The following is a 22,615-nucleotide window of genomic DNA, read 5'->3' on the forward strand; positions in this document are numbered from 1 at the left end:
GAATCCGTCAGACCCGGACGCATCGTTGGGCAAGGTTTCCCTTGCCTGAGATTTTTACACTCCCGATACGGGCATTTGCGCTTATGAAATCCATGCACATTGCCGCCAGCTGCGAGCTGGTCACCCGCTTGTCCACCCACCGTCGCGTTGTGGCGCTGGACAGTACCGATTTTACCGATGTGGCGGCAGTCGTCATCACCGCGGCGGACAGTCGCAGCGGCATCCTCGCCCTCCTCAGGCGTAGCGGATTTAACCTGCCGGTCTACCTGCTGAGCGAGACGGCGGTCGATAAGCCGGAGGGGGTACAGGCGGTGATCGCCGGTAAAGATCAGGAGTGGCTGGAGCTGGAAGCGGCGGCCTGCGATTATGAAGCGCGTCTGCTGCCGCCGTTTTTCAATACGCTGACCCAGTACGTCGAAATGGATAACAGCACCTTTGCCTGTCCGGGACACCAGCACGGGGCCTTTTTCAAAAAGCATCCCGCAGGCCGCCAGTTCTATGACTTTTTTGGCGAAAACGTCTTTCGCGCCGATATGTGTAACGCCGACGTAAAATTAGGCGATCTGCTGATCCACGAAGGGTCGGCCAAGCACGCGCAGAAGTTTGCCGCGAAGGTCTTTAATGCGGATAAAACCTACTTCGTCCTTAACGGCACCTCGGCGGCCAACAAAGTCGTGACCAACGCGCTGTTGACCCGCGGCGATCTGGTGCTGTTCGATCGCAACAACCACAAGTCAAACCATCACGGGGCGCTGATTCAGGCGGGAGCGACGCCTGTCTATCTTGAAGCCGCGCGCAATCCGTTCGGCTTTATCGGCGGCATTGACGAGCGCTGCTTTGATGAGCGCTACCTGCGGGATCTCATCCGTGAAGCGGCGCCAGAGAAAGCCACGGCCTCTCGCCCGTTTCGTCTGGCGGTGATCCAGCTCGGAACCTATGACGGCACGGTCTATAACGCCCGCCAGGTGGTCGATAAAATCGGCCACCTCTGCGATTACATCCTGTTCGACTCGGCGTGGGTGGGCTATGAGCAGTTTATCCCGATGATGGCCGACTGTTCGCCGCTGCTGCTGGAGCTGACCCCGGACGATCCGGGCATTTTTGTCACCCAGTCCGTTCACAAGCAGCAGGCCGGTTTCTCGCAGACGTCGCAGATCCATAAAAAGGATAACCATCTGCGCGGCCAGGCGCGCTTCTGTCCGCACAAGCGGCTGAATAACGCCTTTATGCTGCATGCCTCTACCAGCCCGTTTTATCCGCTGTTCGCCGCACTGGACGTCAACGCCAAAATCCACGAAGGCGAGAGCGGCCGCCGCCTGTGGGCCGAATGCGTGGCGCTGGGCATCGAGGCGCGCAAAGCGATCATCGCCAATTGCAAGATGATCCAGCCTTTTATTCCGCCGATAGTGGCGGGGCGCCCGTGGCAGGATCACCCGACTGAGGCGATCGCCCGGGAGCGCCGTTTCTTCAGCTTCGAACCGGGCGCGCGCTGGCATGGCTTCGAGGGCTATGCCGACGACCAGTATTTTGTCGACCCGTGCAAGCTGTTGTTGACCACCCCGGGCATCGACGCGGAGAGCGGGGAGTACAGTGAGTTCGGCATCCCGGCGACCATTCTGGCGCATTACCTGCGGGAAAACGGCATCGTGCCGGAGAAGTGCGATCTCAACTCGATTCTGTTCCTGCTGACGCCGGCGGAAAGCGCCGAAAAAATGGCGCAGCTGGTGGCGATGCTGGGGCAGTTTGAACAGCATATTGAAGCGGATACGCCGCTGGCCGATGTGTTGCCGACCATCTATAACAAATACCCGGTGCGTTATCGCGACTATACCCTGCGCGAACTGTGCCAGGAGATGCACGATCTGTACGTCAGCTTTGACGTGAAGAGCCTGCAAAAAGAGATGTTCCGTAAACGGAGCTTCCCGCGGGTGGTGATGAATCCCCAGGATGCCAACCGCGAATTTATCCGCGGCGACGTGGAGCTGGTGCGTCTGAGCGAGGCGGAGGGCCGCGTCGCGGCGGAAGGGGCGCTGCCGTATCCGCCGGGGGTATTATGCGTGGTGCCCGGTGAGGTCTGGGGTGGCGCTGTACTGCGCTATTTCCTTGCGCTGGAAGAGGGGGTTAATATGCTGCCGGGCTTCTCGCCGGAGCTGCAGGGGGTATATAGTGAGACGGATTCGGACGGCATTAAGCGGCTGTATGGCTACGTGCTGAAGGGATAAAAAACGCCCCGCTGAACCGGCGGGGCGTTTTGCTTTTGACGATCACGCGCTCTGCTGCGCGGCGGTCGGTTGTCTGACGTGTTTGTATTTGAACAGCGCCACGAAGGCAAAAGCCAGCACCAGCGAATAGCCGGCGAAAATCAGCCACACGCTCTGCCAGTTAGTGATCCCTTCGACGGTAAAGTGCTCCACCACTTTGCCGCTCACCATGCCACCGAGAATACAGCCGAAGCCGTTGGTCATCATCAGGAACATGCCCTGGGCGCTGGCGCGGATTTCCGGACGCACCTCTTTCTCCACGAACACTGAACCAGAGATGTTGAAGAAGTCGAAAGCGCAGCCGTAGACGATCATCGATAGCACCAGCAGCACGGTGCCGAACGGTGTCGGATCGCCGAAGGCGAACAGGCCGAAGCGCAGCATCCACGCCACGATACTGATAAGCATCACGTTCTTAATGCCGTAGCGGCTGAGGAAGAACGGAATGGTCAGGATAAACAGCGTCTCGGAGATCTGCGAGATCGACATCAGCACCGAGGCGTGTTCGACGATAAAGCTGCCGGCAAACAGCGGATCTTTATCGAAGCTGTGCAGGAAGGTATTACCGAACATGTTGGTGATTTGCAGCTCGGCGCCTAGCATCATCGAGAAGATAAAGAAGATTGCCATGCGCTTGTTTTTAAACAGCGCAAAAGCGTTAAGCCCCAGCATCTCCGTCCAGCTTTGATTACGCTGGGCGTTAGCCACCGGGATCGTCGGCAGCGTCAGGGTGAACAGCGTCAGCAGGACCGACAGCGTCGCGCCAATGTACAGCTGCATATGGCTCAGTTCGAAGCCGGAGAAGCTGACGCCCCACATGGCGAAGATAAAGCCGATGGTGCCCCAGATCCGGATCGGCGGGAAATCGGTGACGATATCCAGCCCCGCCGACTGCAGGCGGTAGTAAGAGATGGTGTTAATCAGCCCCAGCGTCGGCATATAGGCCAGCGAGTTGAGGAGGATCACAAGGAACATCTCGCCCGGCGTGGTGACCTGCGCCGCCAGATACAGCGTCAGCGCGCCCACCAGATGGCAAGCGGCATACACCCATTTGGCGCTGATCCACTTATCGGCGACGATGCCGAGCAGCGTCGGCATCAACACCGCGGCGATACCGAGCGAGCTATATACTGCGCCGATAGCCGCGCCATCAAACTTCAGCGTGACAAACATGTATGAGCCAAGCGTGGTGAGCCAGCTCCCCCAAAGGCAGAACTGCAGGAACGACAGTATTTTGAGCTGCAGCTTAAGATTCATGTAGTTATCCTCACGAATGTGGGCTTGTTATGTTTTTAAAATAACATTAATCCCGTTATTTTGATGCGATTCTATCATTCACCAGCTGAAGGCTTCTGTTAACTGCCGCAGAAAACCGAAAGATATTCCACAGTATGGCGCAGAAAAAAAGCGGCCTCAGCGCGTGGCAGAGGCCGGTGTCAGGAGGGGGTTATTTACGGCGGTAGCTTTTCTGCGCCGTGTTAACTTTATACAGATAGCGGCGCGATTCCGCCGACGGATGACGGGTGGTCAGCGTCTGGTAGACGTCACCTGGCGCCATGCTGTTGATGATATTGGCCGCCTGGACTTTATCGCTGGAGAAGACCCGCAGCACGCTGCCGGCGCCGCCGTTATAGGCGGTGATCACCGCGTAGCGACGCGAGGTGGGGTTATCGATGCCAGCAAGGTAGACATTGTTCAGCATCGCCAGGTAGGCAGTACCGGTGTCAATGTTATTCGCCGGGTCGAACAGATAGCTACGGCTTGGCAGGCCCGATTTACCCTGGGAACGGAAGACGTCTCTGCCGGCGCTGTGCTGGACTACCTGCATCAGCCCCATGGCGTCGGCATGGCTGACCGCATAAGGGTTAAAGGAGGATTCGGTCTGCATAATCGCGAGGATCAGCGACTCATCAACCCCGTACTTACGCGAGGCCTGACGCACCATGCCGAGGTATTTATGCGCACGTTTGTCGAGGTGGTTCGGCACCAGGTTGATGGTGATGCTGTAGACCACGCGCAGGCCGTTGTTGCGGCTCTTCAGGCGGGTTTGCAGCAGATAGTCGGCAAAGCGCGCGGCGCGCCACTCCCAACGAATCGATGCCCCGGTGTTATCCACCACCTGGCCATAGAGGAACGGCTCTTTGGAGATCTGAATGTCATCGACATCGGAATAGAGGTCGATGGAGTTGGGGTCATCGCCCATCAGCAGGGTTTTGACGATCGCCTGGCGCAGTCGTCCGCGCGGATCGGTGCCGGCGATGGTCTCGACGGTGATCGTCCCTTCATCGAAGTTGATGTGGCTGCGGGTTTGATACTGGTCGGTGTATTTGACGTAGTCCTTCGGCCCGGCGAGCAGGACTTCGTTGTACCCCCAAATGTTCTCGATGTTGTGGGCAAACTGGCCCATCAGGATATCAAAACCGTTGGTATCCTTGACCCAGGCCTCGTTGTATTCGGCGCCTTTTTTATTGGAGCTGGAACACGAAACGAGCAACGGCGCAATCAGCGCGAGCGCTAAGTATTTTTTCATCATTCCGGGCGTGCGTGTTGTGTTTGTTTTTAAAAGGCCGCAGGGCCCTTACTGTTTTTCCGGCGGCGTATAGCCTTCGATGTGCACATCTTTCCCTTCAAACAGGAACTGCACCATTTCCTGCTCCAGCAGCTTGCGGTGCTCCGGGTTCATCATGCTGAGCTTTTTCTCGTTGATCAGCATGGTCTGCTTGTGCTGCCACTGCGCCCAGGCTTCTTTGGAGATTTCGTTGTAAATGCGCTTCCCGAGTTCGCCCGGATACAGCTGAAAATCCTGGCCGTCCGCTTCACGCTGCAGGAAGGTACAAAAAATGGTTCTGCTCATAATCAATCCTCTTTGATAGCCGAAAATTTATACCGGCGTTCCGGCTTTTAACTGTTGCAACAAGCGCTCCACGGGGGCCGCCAGACCAACCGACGGCGGCTGCGCTAAGTTATACCAGAGTGCGTTGCCTTCATCCATGTATGCGCCAGATGAGTGCACTGTAAGCCACATCGGCACAATATCCAGGTGGAAATGGCTGAAAGTGTGGCGAAAAGCGGTGAGCTGCGTCAGATTATCGGCCTTAATCTGGCGCTGTGCCAGCCACTCGCGCAGGCCCGCTTCGTCGGCAAACTGCGGAAAACAGAACAATCCGCCCCACAGACCCACCGGCGGACGTTGGGCGAGAAACACCTCGTCACCGTGCTGCATCAGCAGAAAATAGCCGGTGCGTTCCGGAATGGTCTGCTTCGGTTTTTTGCCCGGATATTCTGCCCATGAATGATTGGCGTAGGCCACGCAGCCGTTGCTCAGCGGGCACAGTTCGCACTTCGGCTTCGAGCGGGTGCAAACCATCGCCCCGAGATCCATCATCGCCTGGTTAAAACGCTCCACGCCCTTCGCCGGCGTGACCGCTTCGCTAATCTCCCACAGCCGTTTTTCCACCTCTTTTTTCCCCGGCCAGCCGCTGACAGCATAGCAGCGGGCGAGCACGCGCTTCACGTTGCCGTCGAGAATCGGATAATGCTGACCGAGCGAAAGCGATAAAATGGCCCCCGCCGTTGAGCGCCCGACGCCGGGAAGCGCCGCCACTTCGTCAAAGGTCTGCGGGAATTCGCCGCCGTGCTGCGTCGCCACCTGCTGCGCCGCTTTGTGTAAGTTGCGCGCCCGCGCGTAATAACCCAGTCCGGTCCACAGATGCAGCACTTCATCCAGCGGCGCGTTGGCGAGATCGACCACCGTAGGGAAACGCGCCATAAAGCGTTCAAAATAGGGGATAACCGTGGTCACCTGGGTTTGTTGCAACATCACTTCGGAGAGCCATACTTTGTAGGGCGTCTTGGCGATTTGCCAGGGCAGGGTTTTACGCCCGTATTTGTCGTACCAGTCCAGGACCTGGGCTGAAAATTGCGTGGCGAGAAAAGTCAAAGCTACGGCTCCGGGATCGCGATTACAGGGGGGCAGATTGCAGCATAAGGGCGAGTGGCTGTAAACCCTTGCATCCGCCGGGTAACTTTGGATAATGCCCGTTTTCCGAACACATTCACAAGCAGACCAAACTTTTATGAAAAACGACGTCATTTCTCCGGAATTCGATGAAAACGGTCGCCCGCTGCGCCGTATTCGTAGCTTCGTCCGTCGCCAGGGCCGCCTGACGAAAGGGCAGCAGCATGCGCTGGATAACATTTGGCCGGTGATGGGCGTTGAATTCAACGATGCGCCGCTCGATTTCGCCGCCCTGTTTGGCCGCGAAGCGCCGGTCACCCTCGAAATTGGCTTCGGGATGGGCGCCTCGCTGGTGGCGATGGCAAAAGCCAAACCGGAACAGAATTTCCTCGGCATCGAAGTGCACTCCCCGGGCGTCGGCGCCTGTCTGGCCTCGGCCGAAGAAGAAGGTGTGCAAAACCTGCGCGTGATGTGTCACGATGCGGTGGAAGTGCTGCACACTATGATTCCGGATAACTCGCTGAATATGGTGCAGCTGTTTTTCCCTGACCCGTGGCATAAAGCGCGCCATAATAAACGTCGTATCGTACAGCCGCCTTTCGCCGAGCTGGTGAAAAGTAAACTGAAGCTCGGTGGCGTCTTCCATATGGCGACCGACTGGGAAGCCTATGCCGTCCATATGCTGGAAGTGATGTCCTCACTGGAAGGGTATCGTAACCAGTCGGCAAGCAACGATTACGTACCGCGCCCGGAATCGCGCCCGGTAACCAAATTTGAACAGCGTGGCCATCGTCTCGGCCACGGCGTATGGGACTTAATGTTCGAGAGGGTGAAATAATGGCCAAGAATCGTAGCCGTCGTCTGCGTAAAAAAATGCATATCGACGAGTTTCAGGAGTTAGGCTTCTCCGTCGCCTGGCGTTTCCCGGAAGGGACCAGTGAAGAGCAGATCGACCAGACGGTCAACGATCTGATCGAAGAGGTGATTGAGCCGAACAAGCTGGCCTTTGACGGCAGCGGCTATCTCTCCTGGGAGGGGCTGATCTGCATGCAGGAGATCGGTAAATGCACCGAAGAGCATCAGGCCATCGTGCGCAAATGGCTGGAAGCGCGTAAGTTAGAGGATGTGCGCACCAGCGAACTTTTTGACGTCTGGTGGGACTAAGTTTGACAAGGGTCGGCAACTGCCGGCCCGTTTTGTCTTAAGGGAGTTTTATGATGCGTAAAACGCTGCTGGCGGTGGCGCTCTCCGTCACCGCTTTGTCTGCCCATGCGGACTACCAGTGTAGCGTCACGCCGCGTGACGATGTGATCCTCACCCCTCAGCAGGTACAGGTGAAAGGGGAAAACGGCAATCTGGTGATCAAACCGGACGGCAACCTGACCTTTAACGGCAAGGCTTATGCGCTCAGCGCCGCCCAGCGCGAACAGGCGCAGGATTACCAGGCCAGTCTGCGTAGCAGCCTGCCGTGGATTGACGAAGGCGCGCGTTCGCGAGTCGAAAAAGGCCGCAAGGCGCTAGATAAAATCATTACCGAACAGGTCGGCGCCAATAGCAGTATGCACGGTCGTCTGACCAAGCTGGACGCGCAGCTGAAAGAACAGATGAACCGCATCATTGAGCGCCGCAGCGATGGCCTGACCTTCCACTATAAAGCCATCGACCAGGTGCGCGCCGACGGCCAGCAGCTGGTAAATCAGGCGATGGGCGGCATTTTGCAGGACAGCATTAACGAGATGGGGGCGAAAGCGGTGCTCAAAGGCGGCGGCAACCCGCTGCAGGGCATTCTAGGTAGCCTCGGCGGTCTGCAAACCGCTATCCAGGATGAGTGGAAAAACCAGGAGGCCGATTTCCAGCAGTTTGGTAAAGACGTCTGCAGCCGGGTGGTCTCCCTTGAGGACAGCCGCAAAGCGCTGGTTGGCTCGTTAAAATAGCTTGATTTCGCTACCTGCGCCCGCAGGTAGCGACGACGCTCAGGCGATCACATCAGCCCCAGCAGCTGTGGAATAAACAGCGAGATCGGCGGGATATAAACAATCATCATCAGCGCGATCAGCAGGGCGGCGTAGAACGGCAGCAACGGTTTGATGAGCTGCTGAATTTTCACCCCTGAAATGGAGCAGCCGACAAACAGCGCGCTGCCAACCGGCGGGGTCAGCAGGCCGATGCACAGGTTAGCGACCATCATGATGCCGAAATGAACCGGGTTCATGCCCAAATCCTCAGCAATGGGCAGAAATATCGGCGTGAAAATCAGCACCGCTGGGGTCATATCCATAAAAATGCCGACGATTAGCAGCACAATGTTAATCAGCAGCAGGATCACCACCGGGTTTTCCGACACCCCCATTAGCGCATCGCTTATCATGTAGGGAATATCGGCATTGGTCATCGCCCACGACATGCCGACCGAAAAGCCAATCAGCAGCAGAACGATAGAGGTCGTCACCACCGACTCCAGAATCAGCTGCGGCAGATCGCGCCATTTGACTTCACGATAGATCAGCACCGAGAGAATAAAGGTGTAGACCACGGCGATGGCGGACGCCTCAGTGGCGGTGAAAATACCGCCGAGGATCCCGCCCATCACAATAATGACCAGCAGCAGGCTGGGTAGGGCGTCGAAAAAAGCCTTTGCCGCCTGGGCACAGGTCGGCCGTTCGGAAACCGGATAGCCGCGGCGTTTAGCGATGCAGCCGCAGACCAGCATGATGGACAGACCCATCAGAATGCCCGGCAGATAACCGGCCATAAACAGCGAGGCGACCGAGACGCCGCCGGCTGTCAGGGAAAAAACGATCAGCACGTTTGACGGCGGAATAAGCAGACCCGTGATGCAGGATGAGACGTTTACCGCTGTGGAAATGGTCGGATCGTAGCCTTTTTGCCTCTGAATGGGACTCAGCGTCCCGCCTACCGCCGCGGCGGCCGCGACGGCTGAACCGGAAATCGAGCCGAACATCATATTGGCCAGCACGTTAACGTGCCCCAGCGATCCGGGCACTCGCCCAACCATCACCTGCGCCAGATTGATTAAGCGTATTGCAATCCCGCCGCTGTTCATCAGGGTTCCGGCAAAGATAAAAAAGGGGATGGCCAGCAGCGCGAAGTTATCAAGCCCGTTCGCCAGGCGTTGAGACACGGTTATCACCGCGATATCCCAGGGAAACATCAGCAGCATCGAGCCAACGGTAGCGATACCGATGGCGAAGGAGATGGGAACGCCGATAAAAACCAGAATAAAGAAAACGCCAAACAGCGTCAGTGCAATAGCGCTATCCATGAGTTGCTCCTTCTTCTGCATGTTTCATGTTTTTCAGGCCGTTATTGATAAAACACAATGCGTAAAACATCATCATGATGCCGGTGAGCGGCAGGATCAGATACACGTAGCCCATGGGGATCTGCATCGCGGCTGAGACCTGGGCGGTCGACAGCGTTTTTGCAATCAGTTTTACGCCGCCGGTCACAATCACTGCGCCGGCAAACAGCAGGATCAGCAGGTTAATAATGACGCTGAACAGCGCCTGCCTGCGGGGAGAGAGCGTCATGGTGAGTAAATCAATCGCCAGGTGACGCTGGGCGCCGACGGTGTAGGCCGCGCCCAGTAGCCCGACCCAGATCATTAAGAAGCGCGCCAGCTCATCGGTCAGGGTGCTTGGCTGGTTAAGCACGTAGCGGCTGAATACCTGCCAGACGACGCAGACAACCAGCGCAATCATAACAGCGACAGAGAAGGCGGCGATGGTGCGGTCCACCGCCAGCTTGATGCGGTTAAGTATCATCGTTGATTTCCTGGTGAAGACGGGCCTGCGGCTGGCCCGTTAATGGTTATTCCGCGGCAGCTTCAAATTTGGCCAGCAGGGCGGCCTGTACAGGATCTTTTTTAAAGTCATCGAATAGCGGCTGCACGGCTGCGCGGAACGGCGCTTTATCCACTTTGATAATTTCGCCCCCCATAGCTTTGGCCTGCGCGCGGGTATCGGCGTCGATTTTCCGCCACAGCTGTTGCTGATAAACCTCTGACGCTTTCGCCGCTTTGATCAGGATTTGTTGCTGATCCGGCGTCAGCTTGTCCCAGGTTTTACTGGAGATAACGAGGAAATCAGGGATGGAGGCATGCTCATCTTCAGAGAATACTTTCGCGATTTCGATATGGCGCGTCTGCACCCAGGAGGGAACGTTATTCTCCGCGCCGTCCACCACCCCCTGCTGCATGGCGGTATAAACTTCACCAAAGGAGATGGGGGTTGGGGAACCGCCCATTAATTCGACCATTTTTAACGTTGTCGGACTGGCCTGAACGCGGATCTTCAGTCCTTTTAAATCTTCCGGCCTGTTGATGGGCTTTTTTGCATAAAAACTTCGCGTCCCGGCGACATAAGCGGAAAGGGCAAAAAATCCTTTCTCTTTCGTCGAGTTCATTATTTCTTTACCCACCTCGCCGAAGACCACGTTATTGAAGTGGTTCTGGTCGTTAAACAAGAATGGTAAATTATATATGGCGTAAATATTATCGAAAGATTCCAGATCGCTGGCGGAACCTTTGGTCATATCCAGCGCGCCATTTTGTAATAACTCCATGGTCTCGCGAGCGCTGCCCATCTGACTACTGGGGTAAATGCGAATCTTCATCTTACCGTCAGAAAGCTGGTTTACCTCTTTGGACATCTCCTCAAACGCCTGATGCACCACATGGCTGCGCTCAAGGTTATGCGCCAGCTTTAATGTTATTTTTTCAGCCGCGACGGCACCTGCAGAGAGTAGGGCCAGTAAAGCTATACCTACCAGAGAACGAGAAAAAGGATATTTTTTCATGAGTTGGCTCCATGCACTTGGGGTAATGGGTCAATATCTTAGGCATCATGCTTTATTTCTGTATGACATATTATCTTTGTTGTCGTACATCTTTAAGCTGCCTGACTCACACTTTCTGGCAATGAGGTAATGAAATAACCGATCTTATTGAAGGATTGATATTTGGTTTGTATTAATTAATGCAAATTAATTTGAGAGTGGAATATTTAATAACAATGGAACGGATGTAATGAGGTATATATGGCGGAGGAATCGAGTGATTCCCATTCCCGCCATATTGCTGCCGGGAATGGGATAACGATATTTATTCGCTGAGGAATAGTTCGAGAAGAGAATTTAAAAACAGCTTTCCATGCTCGGTAATCTGCCAGTTCTGCTCGTCTTCCTGCAGATAGCCGTGGGCTATCGCCGCGTCCAGCTGCGGACGGATCGCCGCTTCATCAAGACCGGTATAACGGCGGAATTCCGCGCGCGGCGCGGCCTCCAGCAGGCGAAAACGGTTCATAAAGAACTCAAACGGTTTATCCGCCTCTTCCACATTATGCTGGCGTTCGAGGTAGCGGCCTTCCATATAGCCGCGCGGGTGGCGGGTTTTGGCGGTACGCAGGATGCGCCCGTCCGGGAAGGTTATCTTGCCGTGCGCGCCGCAGCCGATGCCGAGATAGTCGCCAAAGCGCCAGTAGTTGAGATTGTGCTGACACTGATAGCCCGCTTTGGCGTAAGCGGAAGTCTCGTACTGCTGGTAGCCGGCGGCGCTCAGCAGCTGATGTCCCTGCTCAAAAATATCCCATAGCGCGTCGTCATCCGGCAGCACCGGCGGCCGGGAACCGAACAAGGTGTTCGGCTCAATGGTCAGCTGGTACCACGAGAGATGCGGCGGGTTGAGAGCAATGGCCTGACGCAGATCGTCCAGCGCCTCCTCCAGCGACTGGTCCGGCAAACCGTGCATCAGGTCGAGATTGAAACTGCGCAAGCCCAGGCCGCTGGCGAGGCGTGCCGCGCGTTTGGCCTCTTCCGGGCCGTGGATCCGCCCCAGCCGCTGCAGCTTTGGTTCGCTAAAGCTTTGTACGCCGATAGAGATGCGATTCACCCCGGCGCGCTGGTAATCAACGAAGCGATCGGCCTCCACGGTGCCCGGGTTGGCTTCCATGGTGATTTCCGCCCCGGCGGCCAGCGGCAGGCAGGCGCGGACGCCATCGAGCAGGGTTTGCATGGCCGGGCCTGACAGCAGGCTCGGCGTACCGCCGCCGATAAAAATGGTGCCTATTTCCCGTCCCTGGGCATACTGCACATCGGCCCGCAGATCGTTCAGCAGATGCTGGACGTAGTCATCGTGCGGCACCTCGCCTTTCAGTGCATGCGAATTAAAGTCGCAGTACGGGCATTTCTGCACGCACCAGGGAATATGAATATAGAGACTCAGCGGTGGCAAATTAGCCATTACGTAATGCATCCAGTAACAGTTTAAGCGCCTGCCCGCGATGGGAAATGGCGCTCTTTTCTTCACGGCTCAGTTCGGCCGCGGTTTTTCCCTCTGACGGGACGAAGAAAATCGGATCGTAGCCGAAGCCGCCATGACCTGCGGCTTCCCGGGCGATCACCCCAGGCCAGCTGCCGTGGCACACCAGCGGCGTGGGATCTTCGGCATGGCGTAGATAGACCAGTACGCAGTGGAACTGCGCCTGGCGCTGGTCGTCCGGCACGTCCTGCAGGGCGTCGAGCAGTTTCTCAAGATTCTGCTGGTCGCTGGCGTCGACGCCGGCATAGCGGGCGGAGTAGATGCCTGGCGCGCCGCCAAGGGCATCGACGGCCAGACCGGAATCGTCGGCGATAGCCGGCAGGCCGGTGATCTGCGCCGCATGACGCGCTTTCAGAATCGCGTTTTCAATGAAGGTCAGACCGGTCTCTTCCGCAGACTCGACGCCGAGCTCGGTCTGAGCGACGATATCGAGACCAAAATCTTCCAGCAGCGAGGCCAGTTCGCGCACTTTACCGGCGTTGCCGGTAGCGAGGACGACTTTTTGCATGATGAATCCTGTTTATTCAGTTAGCGCCGCGACCGCAGTCGGGATCTGTTGTGGGGCGATGATTTTAACTTGCTTATGGCGGCCCAGCTCGCCTTTTTCAATCAGTACCTGGCTTTTGGCGACGCGGAACTGTTTGGCGAGAAATTTCACCAGATGGGCATTGGCCTGGCCATCAACGGGCGGGGCGGTAATGGCGACTTTGAGCTCGTCGCCATGTACGCCCACGATGCTGTCGCGGCTGGCCTTCGGCTGAATATACAGCCTCAGCACCAGCCCGTCAGCGCAGCTTTCAACGGCACTCATAGCGCCATCCACAGCCCCGGCAGCAGTACGTTACCGGTAGCCTGCAGCACCTCGGCGACCCCCATATTGATCACGTACAGCAGCAGCACCAGCACCATCGGCGAGAAATCGATACCGCCCATCGACGGCAGCAGGTTGCGGATTGGACGCAGCAGCGGGTCCGCCAGCTGCATCAGCACATACTCCACCGGGCTGCGTCCCTGGCTGACCCAGCTCATGATCGCCATCAGCAGCAGCACCCAGAAGATCAGCGAGCCGATGGTTTTCAGCAGAATAAGCAGGGCGGAGATCCAGATGATCGGCTGGAAGGTGATCACCATAAACAGGACGATCGCTTTGATGACGCAGAGGATGAATGCCACCAGCAGCGAGGCGCTGTCAATCGGCCCCATTGCCGGGATGATCCGGCGCAGCGGTCCGACAATCGGCTGCGTGGCCTTTACCACAAACTGCGAAAACGGGTTGTAAAAGTCGCAGCGCGCCCACTGCATCCAGACGCGTAACAACACGACCATTGTGTAAAGCTCAATGACCGTTGAAAGCAGGAAAGTCAACGTCTTCATGGCGTTCCTCAGATTCCTTATTATTTGCTGTAGTCGCGCGCACCAAAAATGGCCGTGCCGATGCGCACCATCGTGCTTCCCGCCGCGATAGCGGCTTCCATATCGTCCGACATTCCCAGAGACAACGTATCGACCGTGGGGTACCGCGTTTTTAACCGCGCAAATGCTACCGCCATTTGCTGGGCGACGGCAAACTGCCTTACATATTCTGACTCAGGCGCGGGGATCGCCATCAGGCCGCGCAGCTCCAGATGAGGTAACTCAGCGATCTCCGCGGCTAAGGCATCGAGCGCTTCCAGCGGGATGCCGGATTTACTCTGCTCATCGCTGATGTTGATTTGAATCAGCACCTTCAGCGGCGGCAAATGCGCCGGGCGCTGCTCGTTCAGGCGGGTGGCGATTTTCAACCGATCGACGGTGTGGCACCAGTCAAAATGTTCGGCCACCAGCCGGCTTTTGTTGGACTGCAAGGGACCAATAAAGTGCCACTGCAATCCGCTGACGCCTGCCTGCTGGAAATGGTTAATCTTCTCCACGCCCTCCTGGACGTAGTTTTCACCAAATGCCCGCTGGCCTGCCGCGATGGCTTCTTCGATCGCGCTCGCAGGTTTCGTTTTACTCACTGCAAGCAATGTCACTTCTTCTGGCGCACGCCCGCAACGGGCGGCGGCACCGGAGATTTTGTCCCGGACCTGTGCCAGGTTATGCGCAATATCGTTCATATTCCGAGGATGAGTTATGAAGCTGGAAGAAATCGTAGCCCTTAGTGTAAAGCATAATGTCTCCGATCTACACCTGTGCAATTCCGCCGCACCGCGCTGGCGGCGGCAGGGTAAGCTGGAGCCCGCGCCCTTTCCCGCACCGGATATTGCGGATTTACTCAACGACTGGCTCGATGCCGCACAGTTACAGCACTGGCAGGAGCACGGCCAGATAGACTTTGCGCTGACTCTGGCCTGTGGTTCACGGTTACGCGCCAGCGCTTTCGCCCATACGCGCGGAATATCGCTGGTGCTGCGCCTGCTGCCCAGCCAGTGTCCGCGCCTGGAGGCTCTGGGCGCGCCGCCTGCGCTAAGCGAGCTGCTGGCGGAAGAGAGTGGCTTGCTGCTGGTCACCGGGGCGACGGGCAGCGGCAAGTCGACCACCCTGGCGGCGATGGTCGGCCATCTCAACCAGCATCTTGATGGCCATATTCTGACGCTGGAGGATCCGGTGGAGTTTATTCATCACAGCGAGCGATGCCTGATTCAGCAGCGGGAGATTGGCCGGCACTGTCCTTCGTTCTCCGCAGCGCTTCGCGTGGCGCTGCGTCAGGATCCGGATGTGATCCTGCTCGGCGAGCTACGCGACAGCGAAACCATTCGTCTGGCGTTAACTGCGGCGGAGACCGGGCATCTGGTGATGGCGACATTACACACCCGCGGCGCGGCGCCGGCGGTGGAGAGATTGATCGATGTCTTTCCGGCAGAGGAGAAAGATCAGGTTCGTAGCCAGCTGGCCGGAAGCCTGTGCGCGGTGCTGGCGCAAAAATTATTACCCGCACGTCAGGGCGGCAGAGTTGCGCTATACGAGCTTCTGGTTAATACGCCGGCGGTAGGGAATTTGATCCGCGAAGGAAAAGTGCATCAGCTGCCCGGTGTAATGCAGACCGGGATGCAGGCCGGAATGTTGACATTTACCCAGAGTTTTCAGCAACGTGTGGCCGCAGGCGAGCTGTAAGGGGAGTGTGAAGCGAGTTGGGTGGTTGAAATGGTGTGTTAACTAAATGTTTAAAAGCTGTTTCTGGATATTATTTGATAATACAAATAATCCTTGTGAATAAATTCAAATAAGATATTCAGTTGAGATATGTCGGCAGTGAATACGCATTTCCAGGAAAAAAGTTTGATTACCTTTTGACAGCTTTGAGTCATTCGATTTATGCTGTTTACGGGAATAGGATGATTCTCATGGAATAACGTTTCAATTTGTAAATTGCCAATGCTATTTATAAATTCACGGCTGATTGTATATTTTTTTATTCATTTAACCACCATGACGGTGGATAGCTGCTAAGGAGAGTTTTAAGTGATTAATTTAAATGGAAATTCATCATCTTCTCGTCAGGTAACCTTTATTACCCACCCGTCTATTCAAAGCAAAGCCTTTGCCAGCTATCTGAGCGAAACCCTGGTGGCACCGGTGGTTTTACAAAATATTAATAAACCGCTGGCGCAGCGTCTGGCAAAAGATTCTGTAATATTATTTGATATTGCAGTGTCAAATAAGAAATTAAACGGGGTGTGGCGGGATATTATTCGCTTGCAGGCAGATAATCCTCGTTTGTTGATTATTAATAGCGCACAAAAGTATGAGTTATACGAAATGGCGCAGTGGCCGGCTTTATATGGCGTGTTCCGCCATGACGATGATGAATCGCGCTTAATTGAGGGCGTCAAGGCCGTGCTGAACGGCGAACAGACGGCTGAATTGAGCGTGATGCACCCGGCGATGTACGCTGCGGACCATGCATCGGCGCCGGTTGAGAACTCGCCGCTGACCGAACGAGAATGCGAGATCCTCAACGAACTGCGCTGCGGCGCGACCAACCTCGATATTGCCCGCGCGCTGTTTATCAGTGAGAACACGGTGCGGACGCACCTGTATAACGTGTTCCGTAAGCTGAGCGTTAAGAATCGCACCCAGGCGGTGAGCTGGGCTAACGAACATCTGCGCCACTAGGCGGCGCAGAAGAGCAGGGCTTAAAAGCTCTGCTCGAAGTAGCTTTCCAGAATGACCACCGCAGAGGCCGAATCGACGCTGCCTTTATTCAGCGCCCGATAGCCGCCATGTTCGAACAGGCCCGCCCGGGCCTCAACCGTACTCAGACGTTCATCGTGGAGAAGGATCGCGACGCCAAAGCGGCCATGAATTTTATTGGCGAAATTACGCGCGCGCGCGGTCAGCGGTTGCTCAGTGCCGTCCATATTCAGCGGCAGGCCGACGATTACCGCCTCAGGCTGCCACTCCTTAAGCAATTTTTCGATGATATTCCAGTCCGGTTTACCGTCCTGCGCCTTCAGCGCCGGCAGTGGCCGGGCGGTTGCGGTGATCCGTTGCCCTACCGCCACACCGATGCTTTTGGTCCCGAAATCAAAGCCGAGAAAGGTACCGCTCATTATGCATGCCCCGCGACGCCTGGCATCGTCACGATGTCGATGCCAATCAGTTTAGCCGCCTCGCGCCAGCGATCGGCGATGGGCGTACGGAAGAGAATATTCTGGTCAGCCGGGGCGGTAAGCCAGGCATTATCTAGAATCTCCTGCTCCAGCTGCCCTTTCTCCCACGAAGAGTAGCCCAGGGCAACCAGCACGTTGCCCGGTTGCCGGTCGGTGCCTAAGGTTTCGAGGACATCCCGCGAGGTGGTGATCACCGTGTTATCCGAGATACGGATGCTTGAGGAAAAGTCAGAGGGCGGGGTATGTAAAATAAAGCCGCGGTCTTCCGCCAGCGGGCCGCCCAGCATCACCGGTTTATCCAGGCGGATCTCCGGATTACGCGGCTCCGGGACAATTTTGAGCTTCTCAAGGATCCCTTCCACCTGCAGATTTTCCAGCGGCTTATTGATAATAATGCCCATGGCACCCTCGTCGTTATACTCGCAGATATAGACCACGGAGCGGCGGAAAATGGGGTCCTGAAGCGCAGGCATGGCAATCAGAAAGTGATGCTGTAAATTCATTGTCAGAGGTTCTGTTCCTGGTTCAAAAAGCAACACCCAGTATGCGGGCAAAGTAGAATGGTGTCGATGCACTTTATCTGGCAGGCGCCCGAGCGGCGCCTGGCTGGAAGGGTTTCGCCAGCGCGGCGATCCGCGCTCGCTGTGCCCTGAGCGGACGTTCGTCCGCCGTAGTGCTTATCGGGCGAGACGTCTTTCGATAGCGTCCATCAGCATGCCGGTGATCGAAATATCCGGGAAGGCGGCCTCGATCTCACGGACGCAGGTCGGGCTGGTGACGTTAATTTCCGTCAGACGGTCGCCAATAATATCCAGGCCAACGAAAATCAGGCCTTTAGCCTTCAGCGTCGGGCCGACGCGGCGGGCGATATCCCAGTCGCTTTCGGTTAGCGGGCGGGCTTCGCCGCGGCCGCCGGCAGCCAGATTGCCACGAGTCTCGCCGCCCTGCGGAATGCGCGCCAGGCAGTAAGGTACCGGCTCGCCATCCACCACCAGCACGCGCTTGTCGCCATCTTTAATGGCCGGCAGATAGTTCTGCGCCATGCAGTAGCGGCTGCCCAGCTCGGTCAGCGTCTCGGCGATCACGCCGAGGTTCGGATCGCCGGCTTTGACGCGGAAAATAGAGGCGCCGCCCATGCCGTCGAGCGGCTTCATGATGATATCGCCGTGTTTTTCCCAGAAGGCTTTCAGCTGGGCTTTATTGCGGGTGACCAGCGTTTCCGGGGTCAGTTCGGAGAACCAGGCGGTGAACAGCTTCTCGTTACAGTCGCGCAGGCTCTGCGGCTTGTTGACGATAAGCGTGCCTTTCTCTTCCGCTCGCTCCAGAATATAGGTCGCATAAATAAATTCGGTATCGAACGGCGGATCCTTACGCATCAGAATGACGTCAAGATCCGCCAGCGGCAGATCCTGCTCGCCGGTAAAGTCATACCATTTGTCGTAGTTCTGTTCGACGCTCAGTGTGCGCGTCCGGGCGCGGGCCTCGCCGTTGATCAAATAAAGGTCGTTCATCTCCATGTAATGGAGTTCATAGCCGCGACGCTGCGCCTCCAGCAACATAGCGAAGCTGGTGTCTTTCTTGATGTTGATGGTTGCGATGGGATCCATCACGATGCCGAGCTTGATCATGGTTCTTCTCCGTTAACGCCTCAACCTAAGTCGCCAAAACGCACCTGCAGGGCAGTAATGGCGGTGAGCGCAGTAGTCTCTGTACGCAGAACGCGCGGTCCCAACAGGATATCAGTAAACTGGTATTTCGCGGTCATTGCTATCTCTTCAGCCGACAGCCCGCCTTCCGGGCCAATCAGCAGACGGACGCGTTCAACCGGCAGCGGCAGCGTGTTAATGCTGGCGCTGGCGCGCGGGTGCAGGTTGAGCTTCAGCCCGCTGTCCTGCTCGGCGCACCACTCCTCCAGCTGCATCGCCGGACGAATTTCCGGTACCACGTTACGACCGCTCTGTTCGCAGGCGGCAATAGCGATTTTCTGCCACTGCTGGATCTTTTTCTGCAAACGTTCGGCGTCCAGTTTAACGCCGCAGCGCTCGGAAAACAGTGGCGTTATGAGGCTTACTCCGAGTTCGATCGATTTCTGGATGGTGAATTCCATTTTTTCGCCGCGGGACATCACCTGGCCTAAATGGATATGCAGCGGCGATTCCCGATCGTCGGGTTCGCCACTGAGGACTTCAACCGTGACGTTTTTCTTACCGGCCTCGGTGATGACGGCGTCAAACACCTGGTTACTGCCGTCGAATAGCTGAAGGTGCTGACCGGCGGTCATGCGCAGAACGCGCCCGACGTGGTTGGCCGCGTCATCGCTCAGCGCGATCAGGCTGCCGACAATGAGGCGTTCTGGATGATGGATGCGAGGAATGCGCATGCTTGATATTCCGTTCTTTGCGCAGATGCCAGCTTCCCGCCATTAGGCGGGAAGCACAGGGCTGCAAATTAACAATTGCCGCTAGTGTAGGTTAGCTCTTTTGCGCCTGGCAAGCCTGCTGGACATAAGGATTATGGTTGCCCTGCACTTTCGCGATGCGCTCATCGCGTTCACACTCCCAGGCGGTGACCGGATACTGTTTGTTCCAGGCGGTAAACAGCTGAGTTTGCTGGCGGGAAAGATTTAACTGGTAGCGGTCGCGCATATAGAAGTAGGTGCGGGCGATGGCGCCGCGAGCGCGGGCAGGGGGCTCAGCGATTTTATCTTTAAAATCGACCTTCATGGTGCACTGGCCGTACTGGCCTTCACCGCCGTTCCACTGGCTGTACATAAAGTTGCCGCGATCGCCATTCACTTCTCCCACCGCCGGCTGCAGGTTGTGCATGTCGCTTTCCATCTTGCGATACTCAGGATCTTTGGCGCAGTTTTTACGACCACCCTCCTGCCAGCACTGGCGCTGATGGCCGAACTGCCACGCCGGCACCACGTGTTCCCATTCAACCCGGCTGGCGCGGTTCTCATTTTTACGCACTTTATAGCCACAAGATTCCAGATCGATAACGCCTTTTTTACCCTGCCAGGCAATTTTACAGCCGCAGTAAAAGTCGCCGGGAACGTCGGCGTTTACTTTGACGCCAGCGGCCTTGGCCTGGGAAAAACTGGTAATTTCTGCGGCCGCAAGCGGGCCACTCACTGCCGTGCTCAATACTGCAACGGCTAAAACATGCATACGGGACATCGTTCACTCCGTGTCAAAACGAGCCCGCAACGTAGCGAATGAGGGTGCCGGATGCAATCAGTCAGATCAGAAAGTTTCTAATTAATTCCAATGGTTATTCTTCAGCCACCAGCAGATCGCCGCAGCGCACGCAGCGGTAAGTGGCTTCGCCGCGCACCACCCGGTTATGGCGACGGACGGTGAGCTGATGCTGCTGGCAGCGGCAGCGGTAGGGGAAGGTATTCTGGCGGACCGAATCGAGTTCAAAGCGATGGGTGCGACGTGCGGGAACGCCCAGCACGCCCTCCATCATCCATTTCCACTCTTTACCGTGCGGGGCTACCCGGCCAAAGTGTTGCCACACCAGCAGGTGCGCCAGCTCATGGGGCACCACTTCATCGATAAACGCCTGCTGATTTTCCAGCAGCAGCACCGGATTTAAACGAATTTCGTTTTTCTCCAGCCAGGCGGTGCCGGCGGAGGTACCGCGCTGCTGGTAGACCAACGTCGGCTCCGCGTAGCGGCGTTCCAGCTTGAGGTTCGCTTTGGCGAGATGCTCCCGCAGGCTGCGCATCACGGCCTGCTGAATAGCGATGGGAATACGGGGTGTTTTCATAGCGCCAGAGGATAGTGCGGCGGAGGGGGGAGAGCAAGCGGAAGCTTCCTCCCGAAAGGGGAGGAAGCTCAGACGGATTAATCGCGGGCGCCGATCTCGCGCAGCGGACGACCCTGCATCAGGTTGCGTTCGATATGTTCCAGCGAGACGTTTTTGGTTTCCGGGATCAGCCACAGCGTCAGCAGAATAAACAGCACGTTCAGACCGCCGTAGACCCAGAAGGTGTTGGCGCTGCCCAGCGAATTGAGCATGGTCAGGAAGGTGGCGCCGACAATCATGTTGGCAATCCAGTTGGTCGCCGTTGAGCAGGTGATACCGAAGTCGCGGCCTTTCAGCGGCTGGATTTCGGAACACAGTACCCAAATCAGCGGGCCGGCGCTCATGGCGAAACCGACGATAAACATCAGCAGCATCAGGACGGCGATGTACTGGGCGGTTGAGGAGTGAATACCGATGTGCATCATGCTGCCCAGGACGCCCATTCCCGCTGCCATGACGATAAAGCCAAGGATCAGCGTCGGTTTACGGCCCCAGCGGTCGACCAGACCGATGGCGATAAAGGTGGCCAGCACGTTAGTCAGACCGACAATGACCGTCCCCCACATCTGTTCGGTGGTGTTGGCGTAGCCTGCCAGCTCAAAGATCTTCGGCGCGTAGTACATGATGACGTTCATCCCGGTGAACTGCTGCATTACCTGCAGCAGAATGCCGAGGAACACCGCGCGGCGGAAGTTGCTGTTGTCTTTAAACAGCGACCAGCCGGACTGTTTTACCTTCAGGCTTTCGCGGATTTCGTCGAGCTCGCGTTTCGCTTCGGCGCTGGTATCGCGCAGGCGCAGCAGCACGCGCTCGGCATCGACAAAGCGGCGTTTGGCGGCGAACCAGCGCGGGCTGTCCGGCAGGAAGATAACGCCGATCAGCAGCAATACCGCCGGAATAATGATCACGCCGAGCATCCAGCGCCATGCGCCGCTGTAGCTAAAGGCGGTGTCGGAGAGGTAAGCGCCAAGGATCCCGATGGTGATCATCAGCTGGTACATGGAAATCATACTGCCGCGAATTTTCTCCGGAGCGATTTCCGATAGATACAGCGGCGCGGTGTATGAGGCTACGCCTACCGCCAGGCCCAGCAGCACGCGGGAAACCAGCAGGATCTCGACGTTTGGCGCGGCGGCGGAGAACAGAGAGCCGGCGACAAAGAGGATGGCGCCGATCATCAGGCTCTTTTTACGGCCCAGTTTGAAGGAGAGCCAGCCGCTGCCGACCGCACCGACGGCGGCGCCGAACATCATGGAGCTGACCACCCACTCCTGAGTGTGGGCGGAAATCTGGAACTCATTGGCAATAAAGGGTAAGGCACCCGCAATAACACCGATATCAAGGCCAAACAGCAGGCCAGCCAGCGCGGCGAGGAAACAGACGAAGAACGTCATGGTCTTGTTTGAACGCCCTTGTTTTTTGTTGTCAGGCATAACGCCCTCCAGTTGAGTTATTGATTCTGTCGATGGTTAGCGTAGGACACTCGTCGGTAAAAAAACGTGATTATAATCACGGCTGTGTAATCGTTTCCACAAAGGTAAAGAAACGTAATGCATTAAATGCTTTTTAAATCAGCAATATAAACAAGGATAGTCGACAATTTGAAAAACGGTAATCAGAGTTAACCGAAACAATATGTAACATTGTGAAAAAT

25 protein-coding genes are annotated in these 22,615 nt (G+C 56.5%); 6 read left to right on the forward strand and 19 right to left on the reverse strand.

Features of this window, described 5'->3' with window-relative positions; all coding sequences use genetic code 11:
- Positions 1 to 83 precede the first annotated feature (83 nt).
- The gene (locus GT756_RS12970) at positions 84 to 2,222 is read left to right on the forward strand and encodes an ornithine decarboxylase (protein ID WP_017899763.1); all 2,139 of its coding nucleotides are present in this window, start codon (positions 84 to 86) and stop codon (positions 2,220 to 2,222) included.
- Between the two features lie 42 nt (positions 2,223 to 2,264).
- On the opposite strand, the gene GT756_RS12975 is transcribed toward GT756_RS12970, so the two are convergent.
- The 4 genes from GT756_RS12975 to mutY form a co-directional block, all read right to left on the reverse strand.
- A complete protein-coding gene (locus GT756_RS12975; RefSeq protein WP_023319141.1) occupies positions 2,265 to 3,518 on the reverse strand; it encodes a nucleoside permease in 1,254 nt (417 codons plus the stop codon).
- A 190-nt stretch (positions 3,519 to 3,708) separates the two neighbouring features.
- Positions 3,709 to 4,791, reverse strand: coding sequence for a membrane-bound lytic murein transglycosylase MltC (mltC, locus tag GT756_RS12980; RefSeq protein ID WP_002916629.1), 1,083 nt, complete (start codon positions 4,789 to 4,791; stop codon positions 3,709 to 3,711).
- A 48-nt stretch (positions 4,792 to 4,839) separates the two neighbouring features.
- Positions 4,840 to 5,115, reverse strand: coding sequence for an oxidative damage protection protein (locus tag GT756_RS12985; protein WP_004105744.1), 276 nt, complete (start codon positions 5,113 to 5,115; stop codon positions 4,840 to 4,842).
- Positions 5,116 to 5,142: 27 nt separating this feature from the next.
- Positions 5,143 to 6,201, reverse strand: coding sequence for an A/G-specific adenine glycosylase (mutY, locus tag GT756_RS12990; protein ID WP_048325734.1), 1,059 nt, complete (start codon positions 6,199 to 6,201; stop codon positions 5,143 to 5,145).
- Positions 6,202 to 6,337: 136 nt separating this feature from the next.
- Here mutY and trmB point away from each other — a divergent pair, with 136 nt between their 5' ends.
- Genes trmB through GT756_RS13005 form a run of 3 tightly spaced genes read left to right on the forward strand, consistent with a single transcriptional unit; the run spans position 6,338 to position 8,153 of the window.
- Positions 6,338 to 7,057, forward strand: a complete 720-nt coding sequence (gene trmB / locus GT756_RS12995; protein WP_004205192.1) for a tRNA (guanosine(46)-N7)-methyltransferase TrmB — start codon at positions 6,338 to 6,340, stop codon at positions 7,055 to 7,057.
- On the forward strand, positions 7,057 to 7,383 hold the full coding sequence (locus tag GT756_RS13000) for a YggL family protein (protein ID WP_002916620.1): 327 nt from the start codon (positions 7,057 to 7,059) through the stop codon (positions 7,381 to 7,383). The genes trmB and GT756_RS13000 overlap by 1 nt, the downstream gene beginning before the upstream one ends.
- Before the next feature lie 50 nt (positions 7,384 to 7,433).
- Positions 7,434 to 8,153, forward strand: a complete 720-nt coding sequence (locus tag GT756_RS13005) for a DUF2884 domain-containing protein (RefSeq protein WP_004205190.1) — start codon at positions 7,434 to 7,436, stop codon at positions 8,151 to 8,153.
- Positions 8,154 to 8,200: 47 nt separating this feature from the next.
- Here the strand turns inward: GT756_RS13005 and GT756_RS13010 are convergent, their stop codons facing one another.
- From GT756_RS13010 to GT756_RS13045, 8 genes are all read right to left on the reverse strand, one after another.
- Positions 8,201 to 9,502, reverse strand: a complete 1,302-nt coding sequence (locus GT756_RS13010; protein WP_160124835.1) for a TRAP transporter large permease — start codon at positions 9,500 to 9,502, stop codon at positions 8,201 to 8,203.
- A complete protein-coding gene (locus GT756_RS13015; RefSeq protein WP_004205188.1) occupies positions 9,495 to 10,004 on the reverse strand; it encodes a TRAP transporter small permease in 510 nt (169 codons plus the stop codon). The genes GT756_RS13010 and GT756_RS13015 overlap by 8 nt, the downstream gene beginning before the upstream one ends.
- A gap of 46 nt (positions 10,005 to 10,050) precedes the next feature.
- A complete protein-coding gene (locus GT756_RS13020) occupies positions 10,051 to 11,037 on the reverse strand; it encodes a TRAP transporter substrate-binding protein (protein ID WP_160124836.1) in 987 nt (328 codons plus the stop codon).
- Positions 11,038 to 11,341: 304 nt separating this feature from the next.
- Positions 11,342 to 12,478, reverse strand: a complete 1,137-nt coding sequence (gene hemW, locus GT756_RS13025; RefSeq protein WP_160124837.1) for a radical SAM family heme chaperone HemW — start codon at positions 12,476 to 12,478, stop codon at positions 11,342 to 11,344.
- Entirely contained in the window at positions 12,471 to 13,064 is a 594-nt protein-coding gene (locus GT756_RS13030; RefSeq protein WP_004205185.1) for an XTP/dITP diphosphatase, read from the reverse strand. Before GT756_RS13030 ends, hemW begins: the two co-directional genes overlap by 8 nt.
- Before the next feature lie 12 nt (positions 13,065 to 13,076).
- Positions 13,077 to 13,367 carry a DUF167 family protein YggU gene (gene yggU, locus GT756_RS13035; RefSeq protein ID WP_004205183.1) on the reverse strand — a complete coding sequence of 97 codons (291 nt, stop codon included), beginning with the start codon at positions 13,365 to 13,367 and terminating at the stop codon, positions 13,077 to 13,079.
- Complete coding sequence (locus GT756_RS13040; protein WP_004205182.1) at positions 13,364 to 13,930, reverse strand: YggT family protein; 567 nt, start codon at positions 13,928 to 13,930, stop codon at positions 13,364 to 13,366. The genes yggU and GT756_RS13040 overlap by 4 nt, the downstream gene beginning before the upstream one ends.
- A gap of 20 nt (positions 13,931 to 13,950) precedes the next feature.
- Positions 13,951 to 14,652, reverse strand: a complete 702-nt coding sequence (locus GT756_RS13045; RefSeq protein WP_004205181.1) for a YggS family pyridoxal phosphate-dependent enzyme — start codon at positions 14,650 to 14,652, stop codon at positions 13,951 to 13,953.
- Between the two features lie 16 nt (positions 14,653 to 14,668).
- On the opposite strand from GT756_RS13045, the gene GT756_RS13050 reads away from it, so the two are divergent.
- Both GT756_RS13050 and GT756_RS13055 read left to right on the forward strand, forming a co-directional pair.
- Positions 14,669 to 15,649, forward strand: a complete 981-nt coding sequence (locus GT756_RS13050; protein WP_017899769.1) for a type IV pilus twitching motility protein PilT — start codon at positions 14,669 to 14,671, stop codon at positions 15,647 to 15,649.
- A 348-nt stretch (positions 15,650 to 15,997) separates the two neighbouring features.
- On the forward strand, positions 15,998 to 16,651 hold the full coding sequence (locus GT756_RS13055) for a LuxR C-terminal-related transcriptional regulator (protein ID WP_032456615.1): 654 nt from the start codon (positions 15,998 to 16,000) through the stop codon (positions 16,649 to 16,651).
- 20 nt (positions 16,652 to 16,671) lie between these two features.
- Here the strand turns inward: GT756_RS13055 and ruvX are convergent, their stop codons facing one another.
- From ruvX to GT756_RS13090, 7 genes are all read right to left on the reverse strand, one after another.
- A complete protein-coding gene (gene ruvX, locus GT756_RS13060) occupies positions 16,672 to 17,088 on the reverse strand; it encodes a Holliday junction resolvase RuvX (protein ID WP_004205178.1) in 417 nt (138 codons plus the stop codon).
- Complete coding sequence (locus GT756_RS13065) at positions 17,088 to 17,651, reverse strand: YqgE/AlgH family protein (RefSeq protein WP_002916603.1); 564 nt, start codon at positions 17,649 to 17,651, stop codon at positions 17,088 to 17,090. Before GT756_RS13065 ends, ruvX begins: the two co-directional genes overlap by 1 nt.
- Before the next feature lie 174 nt (positions 17,652 to 17,825).
- Positions 17,826 to 18,776: a glutathione synthase gene (gene gshB / locus GT756_RS13070; protein ID WP_004205176.1), complete on the reverse strand. Its 951-nt coding sequence runs from the start codon at positions 18,774 to 18,776 to the stop codon at positions 17,826 to 17,828.
- Between the two features lie 20 nt (positions 18,777 to 18,796).
- Positions 18,797 to 19,528 carry a 16S rRNA (uracil(1498)-N(3))-methyltransferase gene (gene rsmE / locus GT756_RS13075; RefSeq protein WP_049092316.1) on the reverse strand — a complete coding sequence of 244 codons (732 nt, stop codon included), beginning with the start codon at positions 19,526 to 19,528 and terminating at the stop codon, positions 18,797 to 18,799.
- Positions 19,529 to 19,619: 91 nt separating this feature from the next.
- Positions 19,620 to 20,327 (reverse strand): deoxyribonuclease I, encoded by a 708-nt coding sequence (endA, locus tag GT756_RS13080; protein WP_004205174.1) that lies wholly within the window; start codon positions 20,325 to 20,327, stop codon positions 19,620 to 19,622.
- A gap of 94 nt (positions 20,328 to 20,421) precedes the next feature.
- Positions 20,422 to 20,922 (reverse strand): SprT family zinc-dependent metalloprotease, encoded by a 501-nt coding sequence (locus tag GT756_RS13085; RefSeq protein ID WP_004205173.1) that lies wholly within the window; start codon positions 20,920 to 20,922, stop codon positions 20,422 to 20,424.
- A 77-nt stretch (positions 20,923 to 20,999) separates the two neighbouring features.
- On the reverse strand, positions 21,000 to 22,394 hold the full coding sequence (locus GT756_RS13090; RefSeq protein WP_004205171.1) for a sugar porter family MFS transporter: 1,395 nt from the start codon (positions 22,392 to 22,394) through the stop codon (positions 21,000 to 21,002).
- Between the last annotated feature and the right edge of the window lie 221 nt (positions 22,395 to 22,615).

The organism is Klebsiella sp. Q2 (assembly GCF_009900705.1).
GTDB lineage: Bacteria > Pseudomonadota > Gammaproteobacteria > Enterobacterales > Enterobacteriaceae > Klebsiella > Klebsiella quasipneumoniae.